Source organism: Nonomuraea marmarensis, from assembly GCF_043197025.1.
In the GTDB taxonomy this organism is placed as follows: Bacteria; Actinomycetota; Actinomycetes; order Streptosporangiales; family Streptosporangiaceae; genus Nonomuraea; species Nonomuraea marmarensis.
Genome location: NZ_JBICRM010000014.1, coordinates 1 through 19,810 on the forward strand (window position 1 = coordinate 1; position 19,810 = coordinate 19,810).

The window sequence follows — 19,810 nt, forward strand, 5'->3', positions numbered from 1 at the left end:
GGCGTGAGAACCGCCGTTCTACGGGGCCTTGTTGCGCGTCAGGGCACCGCCACGCCGTACGCGATCAAGCTGTGACCCGCGGATCTCCAACTCGCCGTCTCACCATCCGAGAACTCCGCCCGCCCTGGGACCACAAGGGCGACCGGCACTGCAAGTGGGTCGTGAAGAAGGTCAAGAAGCACGTGTGGGAGTGGCGGTACGACTACTTCTACACCGTGCACAGCACCCTCACGAACTACAAGTGGTGGGGCAAGAAGAAGTGCGCGTGGGAGACGTTCAAGGTCGTGAACACGGACGGCTCCTCGTTCTTCAAGAGCTTCTACAACTGCTCGAAGCACCCGAAGGACTTCTCCTTCTACGGTAAGAACGCCGCCCACATCTACGTGGACGTGAGCACCGGCAACCGCCACCGCCCGACCGGCTACCACTCCGGCTGGAAGGACGTCTACCACACGGCCGCCTGACGGCCCTCAGCAAGCCGCGGCCTCAACGGCGAGGTCGCGGCTTCGCCGTGCCGCAGCCGCTCCTGGCGTATCGGGCGATCAGCCGAATAGTGTTCTGTTCATGTATCCGGGAGCCATCGCAGCAGTCACCCCAGACAAGCCCGCTGTGATCATGGCGGGCTCCGGGCGGGTCGTCACCTACCGCGAGCTGGACGAGGAGTCCAACCGGCTGGCCCACCTGTTCCGCGCGGCCGGGTTGCGGCCGGGCGACCACATCGCCTTCATGCTCGCCAACCACCCGCTCCTCCTGGCCGTCGTCTGGGCCGCGCACCGCTCGGGCCTGTACTACACGCCCATCAGCTCCCGGCTGCAGACCGACGAGCTGGCCTACATCGTGAACAACTGCGGCGCCCGCGTCTTCATCTCCAGCGCGGACCTGGCCGGCGTCGCCACATCGATCACCGCCGCCACGCCGGGCGTCGGGCTGCGGCTCATGCTGGACGGCGTGGCCGACGGCTTCGAGCCGTACGAGGAGGCCGTCGCGAAGCAGCCGGTCACCCCGATCGAGGACGAGTGCACGGGCACGGACATGCTCTACTCCTCGGGCACCACCGGCCGGCCGAAGGGCGTCAAGCTGCCCGCGGCGCACGGCCCGCTCTCCGAGCCGGGCACGCTGTTCAAGCTGCTCGGGGCGCTGTTCGCGCCGTCGGCGGACAGCGTCTACCTCTCGCCCGCGCCGCTCTACCACGCCGCGCCGCTGCGCTACAGCCTGACGTTCCAGCGGCTCGGCGCCACGGTGGTGGTGATGGAGCGCTTCGACCCCGAACGGTACCTGGAGCTGGTCGAGCGGTACGGGGTGACGCACTCGCAGCTCGTGCCGACGATGTTCATCAAGCTGCTCAAGCTACCCTCAGAAACCCGGACAAAATACGATATTTCCACGCTTAGGTATGCGATTCACGCGGCCGCGCCCTGCCCCGTACCCGTCAAGGAGCAGATGATCGACTGGTGGGGCCCGATCATCCACGAGTACTACGCGGGCACCGAGGGCAACGGCTTCCTCTACGTCGACTCCCGGGACTGGCTCCAGCACCGGGGCACGGTCGGCCGCTCGCTGCTCGGCGTCGTGCACATCTGCGATGAGGACGGCGACGACCTGCCCCCGGGCGAGCACGGCACGATCTACTTCGAGAACGGCGGCCGCTTCGAATACCACGGCGACCCCGGCAAGACCCGCTCGGCGCAGGACCCCTTGGGCAGGGGCTGGACCACGCTGGGCGACATCGGTTACCTGGACGCCGAGGGGTTCCTGTACCTCACCGACCGCCGCTCGTACATGATCATCTCTGGCGGGGTGAACATCTACCCGCAGGAGGCCGAGAACGTGCTCTCGGTGCATCCGAAGGTGGCCGACGTGGCGGTGTTCGGGGTGCCGGACGAGGAGATGGGCGAGCAGGTCAAGGCCGTGGTCGAGCCGATGTCCATGGCCGAGGCGGGGCCCGGTCTGGAGTCGGAGCTGATCGCGTACTGCCGGGAGCGGCTGGCCCACTACAAGTGCCCGAAGTCGGTGGACTTCCGCGCGGAGCTGCCCCGCCATCCGACGGGCAAGCTTTACAAGCGCCTGCTCAGGGACGAGTACTGGCCCGCCCGCGGGTAAATTTTTCGGATATTTCCAGCGCCCGCACCCCCTGTCCCACCTCGATCGATAAGGCGGTTATCAGGGGCGGCCACCGCTATGGATTACCGGCTTAAGCAGTGCTTACGCGGCTCTTGACACCCTTGAGACATCGGGACTCGAGGGAGATGACAGATGAACGCGAACGAGCCTCACGAGCAGGGCACCGGAGGGTGGAGCCAGTTCGGCAACACCCCGCCGGCCGCCGGGGGCTTCCCCCGGCGCGACACGATCGCCATGGAGCAGCCGCCGCCACCCCCGCCGTCGGCGCCGCCCAAGAAGGCGCGCCTCTCCACTGGTCAGAAGGCCATCGCCGGGCTCGCCCTGGCGGCCATGGCCGTCGGCGGCGGCGCTGTGGGGGCCGTCGTCGCCACCTCGTTCCAGCCCGAGCCGGTGGCCAGCAGCAGCGGGCCGAGCCCCGTCTTCAAGTCGGCCTCCAACCAGCTCACCGTCGCCGAGGTCGCGGCGAAGGTGCAGCCGACCGTCGTGATGATCCAGGGCCAGACCGGCGAGGGCTCCGGCGTGGTGCTGTCGGAGGACGGGCTCATCCTCACCAACAACCACGTGGTCGAGGGCGCGAACCAGGGCGGCAGCGGGATGACCGTCAAGTTCAGCGACGGCAAGACGGCCAAGGCCAGCGTCGTCGGCACCGACCCGGCCACCGACCTCGCCGTCATCAGGGCGGAAGGCGTATCCGGGCTGACCAGGGCCACGCTCGGCGACAGCGACGGGCTCAAGGTCGGCGACGCCGTACTGGCCATCGGAAGCCCGCTCGGCCTGGACGGATCCGTCACGGCGGGCATCGTCAGCGCGCTCGACCGTACCCTGAGCACCGGACCCGAGCAGCGGCAGCAGATCCCGCCGGGCTGGGGCCAGCAGGAGGAGAGCCAGGGGAGCGCGGGGACCACGATCGGCGGCGCCATCCAGACCGACGCCTCGATCAACCCGGGCAACTCCGGCGGCGCCCTGGTGAACGCCGCGGGCGAGCTGATCGGCATCAACACCGCGATCGCCTCCGACGCGGCCGGCGGCGGCGTCGGCTTCGCCATCCCGGTCAACACCGCCAAGCAGGTGTCCGATCAGCTCATCGGCAGCGGCAAGGTCAGCCACGCGTTCCTCGGCGTGAGCGTCACGGACGCGACCGGCGACGTGCCCGGCGCCCTGGTCAGGGAGATCACCGCGGGAAGCCCGGCGGAGAAGGCGGGGCTGAAGCAGGGCGACCTGATCACCAAGATCGGCGGCACGGCGGTTGACGGGGGCGATACGGTTGTTGGGCAGGTCAGAGGTTTCAAACCGGGCCAACAGGTCAAGATCACATATATGAGGGACGGCAAGACCAGTGAGGTCACCGTCACCCTCGAAGAGAAGAAATAACTGGACCCCCTCATGGACGGGTGTGCCGTCGAGATCGCTGCGGACTCGGCGGCACACCCCCCTTCCATCAGGAGAAACGCCGGCCCTCGTCGCGGCGGTAGGCCCATCCCGCGGCCACCGCCATGACCACCGTCCACCCGGCCAGCGCGACCAGCGCCACCGTGTTGGGGCTGTGGTCCGCGATCGCCCACCAGATCAGCTCCGCCGCGCCCCTGGTGGGCGTGTACGGCGAGACGACCTCCACGAAATCTGGCAACATCGTGGGCGGCAGCAGCAGCCCGCCGAGGATCGCCAGCGGGAAGAACAGGATCTGCGACACCGCGATCGCGGCCTTGGACGTCAGCATGAAGCCGATGAACACGCCGATCAGCATGAACGGGATCCCGCCCGCGACCAGCATGCCCAGCCCGAGCAGCAGCCGTACCGGCGTGATCGTCGCCTCCGTGAAGACCGCCGCGACCAGCAGCACGGGGATCACCGAGAGCAGCATGACGGCGATCGTGGCCAGGATCCGCCCGGCGAAGCGGGGGAACGGGCCCGCGGGCAGCGTGCGCAAATAGGGGTTCCACGGCTGCTCGCGATCCTGGGCGACGGCGATGCTGAGCCCGATCAACGCACCCGACATCGCGCCGAAGAACATCAGCGAGCCCGTCGCCATGGTGGCCGCCTTGGGCTCGCCGCCCGCGAACGGCACCACGAACGCCAGCATCGAGATGGCCGGGAACAACGCGCTGGCCAGGATGCCGATGGGCACCCTGAGCTGCTCGATCAGGAAATAGCGGGTGTGCGCGACGACCAGGTTAGACATGCGCGGTCTCCTTCGAGGTGATGGCCAGGAAGGCCTCCTCCAGCGTGGTCGGCCTGATCTCGAGCCCCGAGAACGGCGTGCCGCTCTTCACCAGCTCGACGACCAGCCGATCGGGGTCGGTGGTGACCAGGTTGATCCGGCCGTCCGCGCGTTCGGTGCCGAGCACGCCGGGCAACTCGGGCAGGTCCTCGGCGACGAGCGAGACGCGCCGCACGCCCACGATGTCGCGTACGGCGCGTACGGTGTCGTCGGCCAGCACGCGGCCGTGGCCCACCACCACGACCCGCTGGGCCAGCGCCTCGATCTCCTCCAGGTAGTGGCTGGTGAGCAGCACCGTGCCGCCGTCGTCGTGGAAGGACCTGACGCCGTCCCACAACGAGCGCCTGGCCTCGACGTCCAGCCCGGTCGTGGGCTCGTCCAGGAACACCATCTCCGGCCGCCCCGCGAACGCCAGCGCCACGGCCAGCCGCCGCTTCTGCCCACCGGACAGGCCGCCGACCTGCCGCCTGACGAGGTCGCTCAGCCCGAAGCGCTCCAGCAGCTCCCCTTTATCCGCCTTTTTCGGGAAATGCGCCCCCACGAAGTCGACGATCTCGCCGACCCGTAAGGACTCGGGCAGCCCCGTCTCCTGCGGGGTCACGCCGATGCCGAGCCGCCTGGCCGGATCCTGCGGCGAGCCGCCGAGCAACTCGACCGTGCCGGACGTGGGCCGGCGCAGCCCCACGAACAGGTTGATCAGGGTGGACTTGCCCGCGCCGTTCGGGCCGAGCAGCCCGACCAGCTCACCCGCCCGGATGTCGAGCGAGACGCGGTCGAGCGCGAGAACGTCGCCGTAGCGGCGGGTGGCCTCGATCGCTCTGGCGAGCACCGTCATTGCGTTCCTCCAGCGTTGTCCAGCAGGGCGCGAATCGCCTTGGTGTAGTCCTCGAAGGCCAGCCGTCCACGCTTGGTGATCGCCACGTACGTGACCGGGGTGCGGCCCTTGTGCGTCTTGGTGATCCGGACGTATCCGGCGTCCTCGAGCTTGGTCAGGTGCACGGACAGGTTGCCCGCCGTCATCCCGAGCAGCTCCTTCATCGACGCGAACGCCATCTCGTCCCCGTCGCCCAGGACGTTGAGCGCGGCGACCACCCGCAGCCTGGCCTGCGCGTGGATCACCGGGTCGAGATCGGGCAGCGCCATGTCGCCGGCCGTCATCCGCGACGCCTCAGCCACAGGCCCGCGACGATGAACCCGCCCCCCAGCAGCACCGCCGTCAGCAGCGCGTGCCACCCGGCGCCGAGCAGCACGCCCAGCGCGTCGACGCCCGCGATCCAGGCCCCGATGAAGAACATCGGCCAGTTCAGCCAGATCGCGCCGCCCGCCATGTACAGCACCGCCACCACCATCAGCGACGAGCCCGCCCACAGGAGGCCGCTCTCGTCGGGGGGCAGCAGCATGGTGAGCCTGGTGCAGATGATGACCATCAGCAGCATCCCGGCGAACCACGCGTAGCCATACATCGCGCCCCTGGCTTGGCTGTCGCCGCGGACGAGGCTGTTCATCCGCACGATCCCGTACGCCGCCACCGCCCCCGCCACGAGCTGCGCGCCCATCAGCACGGCCAGGGCCTGCATCTGGGAGATGGGCGCGTACGAGTGTCCGTCGAGCCCGTAGTGCAGGAAGAACGCGGTGAAGCCGAGCAGCCAGGCGGTGCCCCATGGCACGTAGAGCAGGAGCGGATCGCCGTGAAGCCACTTCACGGTGGCGACGCTCTGCTCCTCGATGACGCGCAACATCTCCTCGGGACTCGGCACCCGCTCGTCATCCGGCATCGCAAACCCCTCGTCGTCTTAAACTAGTTTGCAGTTCAAACTTGCTGGCGACGCCAACTCTACCTCCGATATCTCCGAGTGGGCTTACCGGCGGGTGAGGACCTCGGACTCCCACAGGTCGCGGTAGTAGCCGGGCACGGCGACGAGTTCGTCGTGATGCCCTCGCTGCACGACCCGGCCCTCTTCGAGCACGACGATCTCATCGACCAGCTCCAGCCCCTTGAGCCGGTGCGTCACGAGCAGCGTGGTGCGGTCCCTGGTCACGTCGAGCAGGTCGCCCATCAGCCGGTCGGCCGTCTCCTCGTCGAGCGCCTCGGCGGGCTCGTCGAGCAGCAGCACGGGCGGGTCGTACAACAACGCCCTGGCCAGGGCCAGCCGCTGCAACTGCCCGCCGGACACGGTCGTTCCGTCCTCACCCAGCTCCGCGTCCCACCCGGTCCGCTCGACCCAACCCTCCAGCCTGGCATCCCGTACGGCGCCCCGCAACGCCTCGTCGTCGGCCTCGGGGCCCGCGAGGCGCAGGTTGTCACGCAGGCTGGCACGGAAGATGTACGGATCCTGGGTGAGCCCCGTCATCATCGCCCGCACGTCGTCACCGGCGAGGTCCCGGAGGTCGAGACCATTGATCCTGATATTTCCGGACGCCGGCTCGACCAGCCGCATCAACGCGGCCAGCAACGTGCTCTTCCCCGCCCCACTGGGCCCGACGATCGCCACCCGCTTCCCGGGCGCGAGCCGCAACGACACCCCGTCCAATGCGGGTCGCGCCTCCGGGGCGTGACGTACCACGAGGTCGTCGATCTCAACGGTCAGCGGTGCTTCGGGGCGCGGCGCGGGCTGGGCGGGCTCGATGATCGCCGGGGCGGCGGTGCGGACCTCCCGGAGCCGCCTGAGGGCGGCCGTGATGCCCGCCATGCGCTCGCCCGCCGCCGCCAACGGCAGCACGGGCTCGAAGGACACCAGGGCGGTCAACGCGAGCACGGCCGTGCCGACCGAGCCGGCGCCCGCTCCCTGGGCGAGCAGGACGACCGCCGCCACCGTCAGCCCCTGCACCAGCGTGCCCCCGGCCAGGGCTGCGGCGTGCACGCGGGCCTGGCGGCGTTCGAGCGCGGCCAGCGACTCGTCGGCCTCGAGTGCCTTGGCCAGGGCTTCGTCGTCGGCGCCGTACGCGGCCAGATCGGCGGAGCCGTGCACCAGATCGGCCACCCGGCCCGCCAGCGCCGCCCTGGCCGGGGCGATCCTGGCCGACCAGCGGCGGGCGGCGGCGGCCGTACCGGCTGGTAGCAGCACCCCGGCCAGCACGAGCCCGGCCACCAGCACCAGCGCCGCCACCGGCAGGATCGTCAGCGCGACGACGACGGCGGCCAGCCCGGCGATCGCCGCCGCGACGGCGGGGAGGAGGCAGCGGACGAGCAGGTCCTGTACCGCCTCGGTGTCGTCGACCATGCGGCTGAGCAGGTCGGCGCCGCCGTGGCTGGGCTGCTGGGGCGGGATCAGGGCCTGGTAGAGGCCTTCCCTGGTGCCCGCCTGCGCGCGGAGTGCCACGTCGTGGCCGGTGAGACGTTCGGTGTAGCGGAAGACGCCCTTGCTGGTGGCGAACGCCCTGGTCGCCACGATCGCCACGCTCAGGGCGGCCAGGGGCGGCTGCTGGGCGGCCCGGGTGATCAGCCAGGCCGCGGCCGCGATCAACCCCAGCCCGGCCAGGTCGGCCGCCGCCCCCGCCAGCACGGCCCAGACGAGCCGCATCCCCATCCGCCGGTTCACCCTTCGCCCCTCTCGCCCCGCGCCGCCACCTGGCCACGCCCGTCCGTGTTCGGTACGGTGACGCCACCGCCTCCCATCGTCGCCTCATCGGCTCGGACGGCGTCCCCTTCGGCGGGGCTGGACGTGGTGGTGCGGGTGGTGTCGCTGACGACGCGGCCCTCATGGAGGCGGATGACGCGGTCGGCGAGGTCGATCATGGCGGGCCGGTGCGCGACGATGACGGCCGTGCGGTCCCGGGCCAGCTCGGAGGTGCCCGCCACCACGGCCGCCTCACTGCGACCGTCGAGACGCGCCGTGGGCTCGTCGAGCAGCAGCACCGAGGCGTCGGGACGGCAGAAGGCCCGCGCCAGGGCGATCCGCTGCCGCTGCCCGGCCGACAGGTTGGTGCCGCGCTCGCCCACCAGCGTGTCGTACCCCTGGGGCAGCTCCTCCACGAAGTCGGCGTGCGCGGCGGCGGCCGCCCGGCGCACCTCGTCCAGGGAGGCGGAAGGGGCTCCGAGCCGGATGTTGCCGGCCACGGAGGTGGCGAACAGGTGCGGCCGCTGGGCCACGAACGCCAGCCGCGCCCGCCAGCTCGCCAGGTCGAGCTCCCGCAGATCGGTGCCGTCGATGAGCACCCGGCCCTCGGACGGGCGGATGAAGCCGAGGAGGAGGTGGAGCAACGTGCTCTTGCCGCCGCCGCTCTCGCCGACCAACGCCACCCTTTCACGCGGGCCGATGACGAGCGAGACGTTCTCCAGCGCGGCGCCGTCCCGGCCGGGGTAGCGGACGGTCACGTTCTCCAGCCGGATCTCCGGCGCCCCCGAGGGCGCCCCGTGCGCGGAGGGCGGGCGTACCGGATCGGGGTCGTCGTCCAGTACGGCGAAGGCCGCGTCGGCGGCGGCCACCCCCTCCATGGAGGCGTGGAACCGGGTCCCCATCGCCCGCAGCGGCAGATAGGCCTCGGGCGCCAGCAACAACACCAGCAACGCCGTCGTCAGATCCAGCGACCCCCCGAGCAGCCGCAGCCCGACGGGCACGGCCACCAGTGCCAGCGACAACGACGCGCACAGCTCCAGCACCAGCGACGACATGAACGCCACCCGCAACGTCCGCATGGTGGCGCTCCGGTGCGCGTCGGCGACCTGCTGGATGACGGACGCCTGGTAGCGGGCCCGGCCGAAGGCCCGCAGGGTGGGCAGCCCTCGTACCACGTCCAGGAAGTGCCCGCCGAGCCGCGACAACGCCAGGAACTGCCGCTCGGTGACAGCCTTGGTGGTCATGCCCACCAGCGCCCCGAAGACGGGGATCAACGGCAATGTGACCAGCACGATGACCGCGCTCCCGAGGTCGGCGGCGAACAGCCGGACGAGCACCGCCAGCGGCACCACCCCGGCCACCGCGATCGACGGCAGGTAGCCGGTCAGGTAGGCGTCGAGCCCGTCCAGGCCCCGCCCGGTGAGGGTGACCAGCTCGCCGGAGCGGTGCGCGGTCAGCCGCGCCGGGCCGAGCTCGCGCAGGCGTTCCAGCAGCCGATGGCGCAGCGCCGACTTCACGCCGGTCGCGGTACGCCCGGCGAAGACGCCCTGGCCCCACGCGAGCACCGCCCGCACTCCGACGACCGCCGCGAGGCCCGCCAGGGCGGCGGCGGTGAACCTGCCGGACAGCACCCCGGCCAGCAGTTCGGCCTGGACGAGCACGAGCAGTCCCGCCGCCACGGCCGCCACCATGGTCACGGTCAGGTGGCGGCGCACCGACCGCTCGGCCCGCATGAGCCGCAGGAGATCCTTGTGCACGAGTCCTCAGAAGAACGACGGGAGCCGGACGGCGTCCTTCCCTGGACGAAAAGTGCGCCATACCCATATTTGCGCGCCCAGCATGACGGGTGCGAACGGCAACACCATGACACTGAGCACATTCAACGTAGCCGGGGGCGCGCTGTGCTCCAGCAAGTACGACATCGCACCGGCGAGCACCCCCAGCGCCGGGACCGCCGCCACGAACCCCGACACCAGCAGGGAACGCCCCGACCTGGCGCCGCCGAACACGCCGGGCGTCCGCCACGCCAGGAACGTCCACCCGTGGAAGGCGAACAACACGGTCACCACCACGCCCAGCATCACCCCGACCGGGTGCACGGGCGGCGCCGTGAATCCGGTGGCGGCCGCGTAGAGCGTCATCCCCCAGCCGAACGACAACCCCAGCGACCCGAACGCGATCATCGCGTCCCAGAACCCCCGCCACCTGGAGCCGTCGAGCCTGCGCCGGAACCACAACCCGGCATCCCGCAGGATCCAGCTCAGCAGCATGGCCACCACCAGCGGGTACAGCCCGAACAGCACCTCCCCCTCCAGCAGGGGATAGACCCCGAACAGCGTCCCGGCGACGGCCACCAGCCACACCTCGTTGGCCAGCACGTACGGCGCCACGGCGGCCACCATCCGATCCCGGCTCTCCCGCGTCCTGCCCAGCACCGGCAGCAGCAGCCCCACTCCCAGATCGAACCCCTCAAGGGCGAAATATCCGGCGAGCAGCACCGCGAAGACGACGAACCAGATCACTTCCATGTCACGCACTCCTCAGTAGCTCAGCGCGGGGGTCCGCGTCTCGTCGTCGGTGGCTCCGAGCGCCAGGTCGCGCGGCCCGCGCCTGACCGCCCGCACGATGAGGACGTAGTCGACGACCGCCAGCAGCCCCAGCACCGCCACGAAGCCGGTGAGCGAGGCCGTGACCATGCCCGAGGTCAGCCCCGGCGACATGGCGTCGGCCACGCTGAGCCGCTCCCAGATCATCCACGGCTGCCGCCCGGCCTCCCTGGCCACCCAGCCCAGGATCGCCAGCACGAACGGCAGCGGCGTCATCACCATCAAGATCGGATGTGTCCACCGCCAGCGCGGCAGGACGCGGATCAGCGGCAGCATCACGAGCAGCACGATCAGCGCCAGGAGCTGCCCGAACTCGATCATGAAGCCGAGCGCGACCGCCGCCGTGGTGTTGTCGAACTTGCCCTCCTGCACCCCGGCGAACTGCGCGTACCCGAACCCCATCGTGATGAAGATCCCGATCGCGGCCACGACCACGCCGGTGCGCATCGACCGGGTGAAGAACTCCACGTGGTCGGTCCGGCGCCGCAACTGGTACGCGCTGGCCCCCACGAGCACCATCGCCCCCGTGAACAGCCCCGCCCCGATCACGTGCGGGAAGGAGAACACCAGGGCCTTGTTGGTGAGCAGGGCGCCGAAGTCGACCAGCTCCATCCGGCCGTCTCTGACGACCGACCCGACCGGGTTCTGCAGGTACGAGTTGGCCGCCATGACGTAGAACGCGCTCGCGTACGCCGTCAGCGTCACGAGCCAGATGCATGCCAGGTGCGCCCACTTGGGCAGCCGGCCCCAGCCGAAGATCCACAGGCCGAGGAACGTGGACTCCAGGAAGAAGGCCACCAGCGTCTCCATGGCCAGCGGCGCGCCGAACACGTCGCCCGCGTAATGGGACAACCCACTCCACGAGAGCCCGAACTGGAACTCCATCACCAGCCCGGTGACGATGCCCAGCGCGTAGTTGATGACGTAGAGCTGCCCCCAGAAGCGCGTCATCCCCTCATGCAGCGGCTTGCCCGACATCGCCCATCGGGTGTGCATGATCGCCACCAGCGGCGCCAGCCCCAGCGTGAGCACCACGAACAGGAAGTGCAGGCTCCCCGTCACTGCGAACTGCGTACGTGCCAGGTCGAGTACATCCATCACGACTCCGTTGTTGTGCCTACCTACATATAGACAGCCTACATGTAGACTGGCTACATGAAGCACTGGTGTCTAGGATCGACGTCATGAATCCAGACGCGCTGCGCGGGCACATGGACGCGCTGCTGCTCTCGGTGCTCGAAGCCGAGCCGCTGCACGGCTACGCCATCATCGAGGCGCTGCAGGAGCGCAGCGGGGGAGTGCTCACCGTGCCCACGGGCACCGTCTATCCGGCCCTGCGCAGGCTGGAGCGCATCGGCTACCTGGCCAGCGAGTGGGCGACGGTGGGCGGGCGCAAGCGCCGCACGTACCGGCTGACGGACTCGGGCAGGAGGCAGCTCGAAGGGGAGCGGTCGGCGTGGCGGGAGTTCGCCGGCGTGATCGGCAGTGTCCTGCGCGCGGAGACCCGCGCAACGACGTGAGGGTCAGTCGCGTGCGGCGCGCGGCCGGGACGCGCGGGTGAGGCGCATGCAGCGGATGGCGCCGTAGACCTGCAGGCCCCACAGGGCCGCGCTCACCAGGCTGGCCAGCACGGCGGGCAGGGGCGTGAGGGTGTTGGGCGCGTCCATGCCGTAGGTGAGCAGCAGGCCCAGCCCCGCGGCGATCGGCAGCGTGACCCAGACGAGCACGGCCAGGGACCTGGTCGCCAGCCGTGGCCGGCGCATCCACCGGGCGCCCCGGCTCAGCGCGAAGACCACCAGCCCGCCGTACAGGCCAGTGCCGAGCTGGATGAGGTCGAGCAGCCGCGAGACGGGCGAGTACCAGCCGGGCCGGTTCGTCCAGACGTCGTCGGCGGCGGGGTACAGGCGCCACATCACCGACCACATCGCCACGGTGATCGGCACGCCGATGAACAGCAGCACGCCCAGCCGCCTCCCCGAGGTGGCGGTCAGCTCGGCCTGGTAGCCGGGGGCGATCTCGGCGACCTGCCCGAACTCCGCCACCGCCTGCTTCTCCGCCTCCGCCCGGTCGAGCCCGTCGGCCTCCAGCGCGTCGGCGGTGTCGGCCAGGCTGTCGCGCGCCTCGACGACCAGGTCGCGCTTGGGCCCGTGCGGGCCGGCCAGGGCGCGGTCAAGGTCTGCCACGTAGTCGTCGATGCGCATGGGCCCAAGTCTACGGAGGCCGATCTCAGGGTCCTATCCGGGAATTCCCCGATATTTTCGGGAGCCGGGTTGATATGTAAGAAAAAACCTACGTATAGTGTCCGACATGCCTATATCGAACATCCTCACGGTCACCGTACCCGTCGCCGACCAGGAGCGGGCGCTGGCCTTCTACACCGGCGTACTCGACTTCGAGGTACGCACCGACAACCCGTTCCCGATGGGCCGCTGGCTCACCGTCGCGCCCAAGGGTGCCGAGACCGAGCTGCTGCTGGCCTCCTGGTTCCCTGACATGGCGCCGATCGGCGGGCTGGTGGTGACCGCGCCCGACCTCGACGCGCTGGCCGCCCGCCTCCGTGAGAACGAGATCGCCTTCGAGGGGCCGAGCGACGCGCCGTGGGGCCGCCAGCTGCTGTTCCAGGATCCGTTCGGCAATGGGTTCGTGGTCAGCCAGGTATGACGGCCGACCACGTGTTCACGGCGCTGGCCAGCCCGGCCCGGCGCGAGCTGCTGCGCCTGCTGCTCGACGAGGGCGCCCAGCCCGCGGGCCGGCTGGCCGAGCGGTTCGACATGAGCAGGCCCAGCGTGTCGGAGCATCTCAGGGTGCTCAGGGACGCGGGGCTGGTGGCCGAGACCCGCAAGGGGAGGGAGCGGCACTACCGGCTGGAGGCGGCGCCGCTCATGGAGATCCGCGACTGGCTCAACCCGTACGAACGGTTCTGGCGGGAGCGCCTGGCCGACCTCACGACCCTGCTCGACGACCTGGAGGACGAAGATGTCCGACGACACGACAACTGAGGACCTGCGCGCGATCAGGCTCGACCAGTTCATCGCGCACCCGCCCGCGAAGGTGTGGCGGGCGCTGACCGAGCCCGAGCTGGTCGCCCGCTGGCTCATGCCCAACGACTTCAAGCCCGAGGTGGGGCATCGGTTCACGTTCACCACGACGCCCAAGAAGCAGGTCGGGTTCGATGGGATCGTCTACTGCGAGGTGCTGGAGCTGGAGCCGGAGAAGCTGCTGAAGATCAGCTGGAGCGACCGGAAACGGGCCGACTGGACCGTCACCTGGCGCCTCGAGGCCGAGGGCAGGGGGACCAGGCTGTTCCTCGACCACGAGGGCTTCGACCCCGACGACGAGCTGCAGCAGCTCTCCCGGAGGATCATGGGCGGCGGCTGGCGCTCGTCCCACTTCGGCGCCATCGCCGCGATCGTGGCGGAGCTGTAGCCGCGCAGGCGGTCTAGCGGTGCACGGCGGGGCTCGGGGATTCGGCCTGCCGGTCGGCGTGGGAGGCCGAGCCCCAGAACACGGCGGCCGCGGTGAGCGCGGCCAGCAGCGCGAACCAGGCCGCCGCCCTGCCCATGCGCATGCCGTACCCGCACAAGAGCCACGACACTGACAACCACCACCGGTGGCCGGCCTGACGGCGCATCTCCATGGCGGCGAACGCGAAGTCGGCCGAGGTGGCGCGATCGCTGGGGCGCAGCCCCGCGTAGAGCGCGGCCAGCCGGTCGGGCGTGGTGGCCGGGTCGCCGGGGTCCATCCAGCCGCGCATGGTGTGCTCGTCGGCCAGCGCGCGGCGGCGGGAGAACCAGCGCAACATCGGCCAGCGCAGGCTCACCCGCACGCCGCGCGGGGTGAGCGCGAACGTGCACTCCTTGACCCGCACTCCGGCGGGATGGGCGAGCCCGGCGAACCTGCACGCCGACAGGTCCAGCCCGAACAGGCTCAGGCTGGCCGCCTCCACCTGCCGCAGCGAGGTCAGCATGGACCTGCCCCGGCCGGTCACGGTGGCGGGTCCGCGCAGCACCGCGCCCTCCAGGTCGGCCTGCGAGTCGGTCAGCCGCAGCGTCGTCGCGCCCGCCACCTCGACACCGCGCAGGTCCACGCCGCACCGCGCGACCGCCACGTCCAGCAGCCCGTCGGCGCGGGCCCTGGCGACGGAGAGCCGGCCGGTGGCCGACAGGTACGCGTCCGCGGCGAAGTGCGCGGCCTCGAACCCGGCGTGCCCGCTGACCTTGCGGAACGACAGGGTACGGCCGAAGCGAGCCCCCCTGAAGGCGGCCCCGTCGCCGACGCGGGCGCCGTCGAAGGCCGCGTAACCGTCGAACCTGGCCCGCTCGCACGACAACCCGTGACCGAAGCGCACCTGGCTGAACAGCGCGTCGCGGGACATCACGGCCCGGTCCAGCGAGACGTGCCCGCGCACGGTGACGCCGTGGAAGGACAACTCGCGGGTGAACCTGGCGCCGGCCAGCGACACGTTGCCCTCGAAGCGGGCGCCGAAGAACGAGGCCAGCCGCTCGAACCTGGCCTCGTCGAGCGAGACGTCGCCTTCGAACGTCACGCCCGACAACCGGACGTCGCCGGTGAACCTGACCCGGTCCAGCCGGGTCCTGCCGGGCCTGCCGCCGGTGGCGCCGAGCACCCTGGTCAGCAGGTCGCTGTTGACGGTGGTGCCGCGCAGGTCGAGCAGGCGGCCGGGGGACATCTCCTGGAGGACCTCCGTGAGTTGTTCGGGTGACAGGTGTGCGAGGCAGAAGGCGGACGGCTGGCTAGCGATTCCGGTGCAGGCAGCCGAATACGCGCAGGTGACCCAGTCCATGCACTCAGTCATACCCGAAGCTGCCCGTGTCAAGGTTCGACGATTTAATGTTCCATCCACTTTTATGTAGAAATATGCGGGCAAAATTGGCGCTAAGTGCCGGAGATGCACGTTTTATCCCGAGCTTCCCTGGCTGCCCTGCGGTGCTCGCCGGCCAGACCGTGCGGGTCGAAGGCGTCGTCACCGGCGGCCTCCACCGGCCGGACGCCTACCGCTCCTCCGACCACGACCCGCTGGTCATCGGCCTGACGCTCCCAGGGGGGCAAGGGCTGAGGTCAAGCCGCTGGAATGCGGCGGACGGGGTAGGGGTTCTTACCCATTGCAAACCTTCAGCGACGAACGAGGAGCCACTTGTGGCGACCATCGAAGTAACCGAGAAGAACTTCAACGACATTGCCGACAAGGGGATCGTGCTGCTCGACTTCTGGGCCGAGTGGTGCCCGCCGTGCAAGAAGTTCGGCCCGATCTTCGAGCAGGCTTCTGACAAGCACGACGACATCACGTTCGGGAAGATCGACACCGATGCCGAGCAGGCGCTGGCGCAGGGCTTCGACATCACCTCGATTCCCACACTCATGGCGATCCGGGACGGCATCGTGGTCTTCGCCCAGGCCGGCGCCATCCCGGGTGCGGCGCTCGACGACCTGATCCGGCAGGTGCGGGCGCTGGACATGGACGGCATCAGGGCTGAGCTCAGCGAGGAGCTGAAGAACGCCGACCAGAACTGACGCGCCGCCCGATAACCCCGCCGCCCCGGCGGGGTTCTCGCGTCTCCCGGGCCCGGCCGGTCAGGGCTTGCGGCCGACTCCCACGTACCCGAAGGTGATGCCGTTCCCCGGGTCGTCCGGGTTCTCGGGACGCCAGCCGTTCGGGTACGTCAACCCCGGCTCGGCCAGCTCGTAACCGTCGAAGAACCGCAGGATCTCCTCCCTGCTACGGAGGTTGAGCGCGGCGGTGGCCTTCCGGTAGATCTCCAGGGCCTGCGGGGTGGTGTCCGGCGTGGTGTCGAAGGCATGGCTGATCACCAGATGGCTGCCGGGCGCGCTCTTCTCCCGCAACTTCGCCACCACGTCGTAGGCGATGTCGTCCGGGATGAAGTGCAGGATCGCCAGCATCAGGAACGCCACCGGCCGGTCGAAGTCCACCAGGCCGCCCAGCTTGTCCAGCAGCGCGTCCGGCTCGCGTACGTCCGCCTGCAGGAAGTCGACGTTCTCCTTCCTGGCCAGCAGTGCTCTGCCGTGCACGCACACCACGGAGTCGTAGTCCACGTAGACCACGCGCGCGTCGGGGGCTGTCTCGTGCGTGTTCCCCTGGGTCGGGAGCCCGGCGCCCAGGTCCACGATCTGCCGCACACCCGAGTCCACCACGTGCCGTACGGCCCGTCGGAGGAAGGCCCTGTTCGCCCGAGCACCCTCTTTGGTGTTGGGGAACGTCTGGAGGATCTTCTCCGCCGCGACCCGATCGGCCGCGAAATTGTCCTTGCCGTCGAGGAAGTAGTCGTACATCCGCGCGACGTTGGGGACGTTAGGGTCCACCCCCTCGGGGGCACTGTCCACGTTTTCTCCCAAATTTCCGCCCACTTTCTGGGCGATCATATCCGCGCATTCTCCAAACCCACCGAACTTTCGTCCAGTCGGCGGCACCAATGAGACGCAGATCACCCACCCCGTAACCCGCCGTCGCGGACGGCCACGCCCCGTGGCGACCCGGGGGGTAGGTTCGGACGCTCACGTGTGGCGGGCCGGAGGGAGAAGCGGCGCGCGCAGTCGTACCCCCGGCCGCCGTGACACCGGCGGCCGGGCGGTGGTGGGTCAGCCGCGGTAGAGTTCGGCCACGCGGAACGCGAGGTCGAGAGACTGCCCCCGGTTCAGCCGCGGATCGCAGGCCGTCTCGTAACGCGTGGCCAGGTCGCCCTCGACGATCTCGTGCCCCCCGCCCACGCACTCCGTCACATCGTCGCCGGTGAACTCGATGTGGATCCCTCCGGGATGCGTCCCGAGCGACCGGTGCACCTCGAAGAAGCCCGCGACCTCGTCCAGCACGTCGTCCAGCCGCCGCGTCTTGTGCCCGCTGGGCGCCTCGAACGTGTTGCCGTGCATCGGGTCGCAGATCCACGCCACCTTCGCCCCCGAGGCCGTGACCTCCTTGACCAGCGCGGGCAGCAGCTCGCGGATCTTGGAAGAGCCCATCCGGGTGATGAACGTGAGCCGTCCCGCCTCGTTACGCGGGTTGAGCCGCTCCACGAGCGCCACGGCCTCCTCGGGCGTGGTCGTGGGGCCGAGCTTGACGCCGATCGGGTTGCGGATCTGGCCGAAGAACTCGACGTGCGCCCCGTCGAGCTGCCGGGTGCGCTCGCCGATCCAGACCATGTGCGCCGACACGTCGTAAGGCAGCCCGGTACGCGAGTCGATGCGCGTGAGCGCCCGGTCGTAGTCGAGGATGAGCGACTCGTGCGAGGAGTAGAACTCGACCGTGTGGAACTCCTCGGGGTCGGCCCCGCAGGCCCGCATGAACGCCAGCGCCTGATCGATCTCCCTGGCGAGCTGCTCGTAACGGCGCCCGGCCGGAGACTCGGCGACGAAGTCCTGGTTCCACGCGTGCACCTGGCGCAGGTCCGCGTAGCCGCCCTTGGTGAACGCGCGCGCGAGGTTGAGGGTCACGGCCGAGGAGTGGTACGCCTTGAGCAGCCGCCACGGATCGGGGTTGCGCGCCTCGGCGGTGAAGTCGAACCCGTTGACCATGTCGCCCCGGTAGGCGGGCAGCTCGATGCCGTCGCGGATCTCGGTGCCCTTGGACCGCGGCTTGGCGAACTGCCCCGCGACCCGGCCGATCTTGACGACCGGCACCTTGGCGGCATAGGTCAGGACGATCGCCATCTGCAGCAACGTCTTCAGCTTGTTGCGGACGTTGTCGGCGGTGGCGCCGGAGAAGGTCTCGGCGCAGTCGCCGCCCTGCAGGACGAACGCCTGGCCCCGGGCGACGGCGGCCAGCTGCTCCTTGAGCTGGTCGCACTCGCCCGCGAAGACCAGTGGGGGCAGGCCGCCGAGCTCGGCGACGACCTTGTCGAGCTCGCCGCGGTCGGGCCAGTCAGGCTGCTGCGCCGCGGGGAGGGCTCGCCAGGAATCGAGATCCACAAGATTGCTGCTCACGAGATACGAGGGTATTCCACTGGCCTCGTTCTGCCGACCAACCGACATCATTGTCCACGTTTTGACATGCACCGCGATCTGGAAGGCCGACGTCCCCAACCCGGACGAGTCAGGTCGATGGCGGCACCTCGACGTGCTCGGGACGGACGCCCAGGCCGATGAAGCGTCGGGGCAGCCGGTTGAGCAGCGGGATCTTCGTGATGTTGCGCGGCAGCTTGGACGGGTCGAACCCCCGGTTGAGCGCCGGGCTGATCACCCGGTTCTGGACCACCCGCTGGGCCGCCTGGGTGACCCTGGTCGGGAACATCCGCCTCTTCTGCAGCAGATGCAGGGTCGACTCCGGGATCGGCGCGCCCGATCTGAGCGAGCCCGCCAGCAGGTTCGCGGTGGCGACCGCGTCCTGCACCGCCAGGTTGATCCCCACCCCGAACACCGGCGACATGGCGTGCGCCGCGTCCCCGATGCACAGGAACCCGGGCCGGTGCCACCGGCGCAGCCGGTTGAGCGCGACTGTGAGCACGCTGACGTCGTCGTAGCTCCCGATGTGCCCGATCCGGTCGGCCAGCCACGGCAGCGATTTCGCCACCGGCTCGCGGAACGCGTCGATTCCGCCGCGTACCAGCTCGTCGAACCCGCCCTTGGGGATCAGGTACGCGAGCTGCCAGTAGCTCTCCCTGTTGATCGCGACCATCATGTGGCCGACCGTGATCCGCAGGAACGTGTCCTCGGGGTCCCCGTCGTGCCGCGGCAGCCGGAACCACACCACGTCCATCGGCGCGCCGAGGTCCTGAGGTACGAGCCCCGCTCGCTTGCGCAGCTGCGAGTCGCGTCCGTCGGCGGCCACCGTCAGGTCCGCCCTGATCTCGTGCTCGCCGGACTCGTCCCGGTAGTACAGCCCGCGTACTCTTCCGCTCTCGCGGATCAGGTCGTGGGCCTCGGCGTTCATGATCATCTGGAAACCCGGATATTTCCCGGCGGCCGACGTGACGAGCTGGAGGAAGTCCCATTGCGGTACGAACGCGATGTAGTCGTACTTGCCCGGCAACCCCCGCAGGTTCGCCAGCTGGATCTCGCCCGCGTCGGTCACCATGCTGAGCCCGTACGCCTTGCGGTGCGGGATCTTCAGGAACTCCGTCACCAACCCGAGCTCGTCGAGCACCTGGAGCGTGGACGGGTGGATCGTGTCGCCCCTGAAGTCACGCAGGAAGTCGCCGTGCTTCTCCAGCAGCGTCACTTCGACACCCGCCCTGGCCAGCAGCAGCGCGAGCACCGCGCCGGCCGGGCCGCCGCCCGCGATCACACAGCTCATAATTCATCACCCATTGAGATCGTCTCACGTCATGCGAAATGAACAA

Annotated in this window: 21 protein-coding genes; 8 read left to right on the forward strand and 13 right to left on the reverse strand. The window is 69.9% G+C overall.

Features of this window, described 5'->3' with window-relative positions:
• Positions 1 to 71 precede the first annotated feature (71 nt).
• The 3 genes from ACFLIM_RS23200 (at position 72) to ACFLIM_RS23210 (ending at position 3,492) form a co-directional block, all read left to right on the forward strand.
• A complete protein-coding gene (locus ACFLIM_RS23200; RefSeq protein WP_393168669.1) occupies positions 72 to 464 on the forward strand; it encodes a hypothetical protein in 393 nt (130 codons plus the stop codon).
• Between the two features lie 100 nt (positions 465 to 564).
• Positions 565 to 2,100 carry an AMP-binding protein gene (locus ACFLIM_RS23205; protein ID WP_393168671.1) on the forward strand — a complete coding sequence of 512 codons (1,536 nt, stop codon included), beginning with the start codon at positions 565 to 567 and terminating at the stop codon, positions 2,098 to 2,100.
• Between the two features lie 153 nt (positions 2,101 to 2,253).
• Positions 2,254 to 3,492 (forward strand): S1C family serine protease, encoded by a 1,239-nt coding sequence (locus tag ACFLIM_RS23210; protein WP_393168672.1) that lies wholly within the window; start codon positions 2,254 to 2,256, stop codon positions 3,490 to 3,492.
• 67 nt (positions 3,493 to 3,559) lie between these two features.
• Here ACFLIM_RS23210 and ACFLIM_RS23215 read toward each other — a convergent pair whose 3' ends face one another.
• From ACFLIM_RS23215 to ACFLIM_RS23250, 8 genes are all read right to left on the reverse strand, one after another.
• Positions 3,560 to 4,300 carry an ABC transporter permease gene (locus tag ACFLIM_RS23215; protein WP_393168674.1) on the reverse strand — a complete coding sequence of 247 codons (741 nt, stop codon included), beginning with the start codon at positions 4,298 to 4,300 and terminating at the stop codon, positions 3,560 to 3,562.
• Positions 4,293 to 5,174 (reverse strand): ABC transporter ATP-binding protein, encoded by an 882-nt coding sequence (locus tag ACFLIM_RS23220; RefSeq protein WP_393168676.1) that lies wholly within the window; start codon positions 5,172 to 5,174, stop codon positions 4,293 to 4,295. Before ACFLIM_RS23220 ends, ACFLIM_RS23215 begins: the two co-directional genes overlap by 8 nt.
• Positions 5,171 to 5,497, reverse strand: a complete 327-nt coding sequence (locus tag ACFLIM_RS23225) for a winged helix-turn-helix domain-containing protein (protein ID WP_393168678.1) — start codon at positions 5,495 to 5,497, stop codon at positions 5,171 to 5,173. Before ACFLIM_RS23225 ends, ACFLIM_RS23220 begins: the two co-directional genes overlap by 4 nt.
• On the reverse strand, positions 5,494 to 6,114 hold the full coding sequence (locus ACFLIM_RS23230) for a hypothetical protein (RefSeq protein WP_393168680.1): 621 nt from the start codon (positions 6,112 to 6,114) through the stop codon (positions 5,494 to 5,496). The genes ACFLIM_RS23225 and ACFLIM_RS23230 overlap by 4 nt, the downstream gene beginning before the upstream one ends.
• Positions 6,115 to 6,198: 84 nt before the next feature.
• Positions 6,199 to 7,878 carry a thiol reductant ABC exporter subunit CydC gene (gene cydC / locus ACFLIM_RS23235; RefSeq protein ID WP_393168682.1) on the reverse strand — a complete coding sequence of 560 codons (1,680 nt, stop codon included), beginning with the start codon at positions 7,876 to 7,878 and terminating at the stop codon, positions 6,199 to 6,201.
• On the reverse strand, positions 7,875 to 9,653 hold the full coding sequence (gene cydD / locus ACFLIM_RS23240; protein WP_393168684.1) for a thiol reductant ABC exporter subunit CydD: 1,779 nt from the start codon (positions 9,651 to 9,653) through the stop codon (positions 7,875 to 7,877). The genes cydC and cydD overlap by 4 nt, the downstream gene beginning before the upstream one ends.
• Positions 9,654 to 9,659: 6 nt before the next feature.
• The gene (locus tag ACFLIM_RS23245; protein ID WP_393168686.1) at positions 9,660 to 10,424 is read right to left on the reverse strand and encodes a cytochrome d ubiquinol oxidase subunit II; all 765 of its coding nucleotides are present in this window, start codon (positions 10,422 to 10,424) and stop codon (positions 9,660 to 9,662) included.
• Positions 10,425 to 10,436: 12 nt separating this feature from the next.
• Positions 10,437 to 11,600 carry a cytochrome ubiquinol oxidase subunit I gene (locus ACFLIM_RS23250; protein ID WP_393168687.1) on the reverse strand — a complete coding sequence of 388 codons (1,164 nt, stop codon included), beginning with the start codon at positions 11,598 to 11,600 and terminating at the stop codon, positions 10,437 to 10,439.
• Between the two features lie 86 nt (positions 11,601 to 11,686).
• On the opposite strand from ACFLIM_RS23250, the gene ACFLIM_RS23255 reads away from it, so the two are divergent.
• Positions 11,687 to 12,022, forward strand: a complete 336-nt coding sequence (locus ACFLIM_RS23255) for a helix-turn-helix transcriptional regulator (protein WP_393168688.1) — start codon at positions 11,687 to 11,689, stop codon at positions 12,020 to 12,022.
• Between the two features lie 3 nt (positions 12,023 to 12,025).
• Here the strand turns inward: ACFLIM_RS23255 and ACFLIM_RS23260 are convergent, their stop codons facing one another.
• Positions 12,026 to 12,703, reverse strand: a complete 678-nt coding sequence (locus ACFLIM_RS23260) for a permease prefix domain 1-containing protein (protein WP_393168690.1) — start codon at positions 12,701 to 12,703, stop codon at positions 12,026 to 12,028.
• Between the two features lie 106 nt (positions 12,704 to 12,809).
• Between ACFLIM_RS23260 and ACFLIM_RS23265 the strand changes: the two genes are divergently transcribed.
• From ACFLIM_RS23265 to ACFLIM_RS23275, 3 genes are read left to right on the forward strand one after another with little or no spacing between them, the layout of a single operon-like run.
• A complete protein-coding gene (locus ACFLIM_RS23265) occupies positions 12,810 to 13,163 on the forward strand; it encodes a VOC family protein (protein ID WP_393168692.1) in 354 nt (117 codons plus the stop codon).
• A complete protein-coding gene (locus tag ACFLIM_RS23270; protein ID WP_393168693.1) occupies positions 13,160 to 13,501 on the forward strand; it encodes an ArsR/SmtB family transcription factor in 342 nt (113 codons plus the stop codon). The genes ACFLIM_RS23265 and ACFLIM_RS23270 overlap by 4 nt, the downstream gene beginning before the upstream one ends.
• Positions 13,479 to 13,928 carry an SRPBCC family protein gene (locus tag ACFLIM_RS23275; RefSeq protein ID WP_393168695.1) on the forward strand — a complete coding sequence of 150 codons (450 nt, stop codon included), beginning with the start codon at positions 13,479 to 13,481 and terminating at the stop codon, positions 13,926 to 13,928. The genes ACFLIM_RS23270 and ACFLIM_RS23275 overlap by 23 nt, the downstream gene beginning before the upstream one ends.
• A gap of 13 nt (positions 13,929 to 13,941) precedes the next feature.
• On the opposite strand, the gene ACFLIM_RS23280 is transcribed toward ACFLIM_RS23275, so the two are convergent.
• Positions 13,942 to 15,306 (reverse strand): pentapeptide repeat-containing protein, encoded by a 1,365-nt coding sequence (locus tag ACFLIM_RS23280; RefSeq protein WP_393168697.1) that lies wholly within the window; start codon positions 15,304 to 15,306, stop codon positions 13,942 to 13,944.
• Between the two features lie 353 nt (positions 15,307 to 15,659).
• On the opposite strand from ACFLIM_RS23280, the gene trxA reads away from it, so the two are divergent.
• A complete protein-coding gene (gene trxA, locus ACFLIM_RS23285) occupies positions 15,660 to 16,034 on the forward strand; it encodes a thioredoxin (RefSeq protein WP_393168699.1) in 375 nt (124 codons plus the stop codon).
• A gap of 60 nt (positions 16,035 to 16,094) precedes the next feature.
• Here the strand turns inward: trxA and ACFLIM_RS23290 are convergent, their stop codons facing one another.
• From ACFLIM_RS23290 to ACFLIM_RS23300, 3 genes are all read right to left on the reverse strand, one after another.
• Positions 16,095 to 16,862, reverse strand: coding sequence for an SAM-dependent methyltransferase (locus tag ACFLIM_RS23290; protein WP_393168701.1), 768 nt, complete (start codon positions 16,860 to 16,862; stop codon positions 16,095 to 16,097).
• Positions 16,863 to 17,117: 255 nt separating this feature from the next.
• Positions 17,118 to 18,455, reverse strand: a complete 1,338-nt coding sequence (locus ACFLIM_RS23295; protein WP_393168703.1) for a class II 3-deoxy-7-phosphoheptulonate synthase — start codon at positions 18,453 to 18,455, stop codon at positions 17,118 to 17,120.
• A 109-nt stretch (positions 18,456 to 18,564) separates the two neighbouring features.
• On the reverse strand, positions 18,565 to 19,764 hold the full coding sequence (locus ACFLIM_RS23300; RefSeq protein WP_393168705.1) for an FAD-dependent oxidoreductase: 1,200 nt from the start codon (positions 19,762 to 19,764) through the stop codon (positions 18,565 to 18,567).
• Positions 19,765 to 19,810: the final 46 nt, after the last annotated feature.

What these genes read in the sequence shown, in the direction of transcription:
- ACFLIM_RS23205 (WP_393168671.1), top strand. Translation starts at nt 565, where the DNA reads ATGTATCCGGGAGCCATCGCAGCAGTCACCCCAGACAAGCCCGCTGTG.
- ACFLIM_RS23210 (WP_393168672.1), top strand. Translation starts at nt 2,254, where the DNA reads ATGAACGCGAACGAGCCTCACGAGCAGGGCACCGGAGGGTGGAGCCAG.
- ACFLIM_RS23215 (WP_393168674.1), bottom strand. Translation starts at nt 4,300, where the DNA reads ATGTCTAACCTGGTCGTCGCGCACACCCGCTATTTCCTGATCGAGCAG.
- ACFLIM_RS23220 (WP_393168676.1), bottom strand. Translation starts at nt 5,174, where the DNA reads ATGACGGTGCTCGCCAGAGCGATCGAGGCCACCCGCCGCTACGGCGAC.
- ACFLIM_RS23225 (WP_393168678.1), bottom strand. Translation starts at nt 5,497, where the DNA reads ATGACGGCCGGCGACATGGCGCTGCCCGATCTCGACCCGGTGATCCAC.
- ACFLIM_RS23230 (WP_393168680.1), bottom strand. Translation starts at nt 6,114, where the DNA reads ATGCCGGATGACGAGCGGGTGCCGAGTCCCGAGGAGATGTTGCGCGTC.
- ACFLIM_RS23245 (WP_393168686.1), bottom strand. Translation starts at nt 10,424, where the DNA reads ATGGAAGTGATCTGGTTCGTCGTCTTCGCGGTGCTGCTCGCCGGATAT.
- ACFLIM_RS23250 (WP_393168687.1), bottom strand. Translation starts at nt 11,600, where the DNA reads ATGGATGTACTCGACCTGGCACGTACGCAGTTCGCAGTGACGGGGAGC.
- ACFLIM_RS23255 (WP_393168688.1), top strand. Translation starts at nt 11,687, where the DNA reads ATGAATCCAGACGCGCTGCGCGGGCACATGGACGCGCTGCTGCTCTCG.
- ACFLIM_RS23260 (WP_393168690.1), bottom strand. Translation starts at nt 12,703, where the DNA reads ATGCGCATCGACGACTACGTGGCAGACCTTGACCGCGCCCTGGCCGGC.
- ACFLIM_RS23265 (WP_393168692.1), top strand. Translation starts at nt 12,810, where the DNA reads ATGCCTATATCGAACATCCTCACGGTCACCGTACCCGTCGCCGACCAG.
- ACFLIM_RS23270 (WP_393168693.1), top strand. Translation starts at nt 13,160, where the DNA reads ATGACGGCCGACCACGTGTTCACGGCGCTGGCCAGCCCGGCCCGGCGC.
- ACFLIM_RS23275 (WP_393168695.1), top strand. Translation starts at nt 13,479, where the DNA reads ATGTCCGACGACACGACAACTGAGGACCTGCGCGCGATCAGGCTCGAC.
- ACFLIM_RS23280 (WP_393168697.1), bottom strand. Translation starts at nt 15,306, where the DNA reads ATGGACTGGGTCACCTGCGCGTATTCGGCTGCCTGCACCGGAATCGCT.
- ACFLIM_RS23300 (WP_393168705.1), bottom strand. Translation starts at nt 19,764, where the DNA reads ATGAGCTGTGTGATCGCGGGCGGCGGCCCGGCCGGCGCGGTGCTCGCG.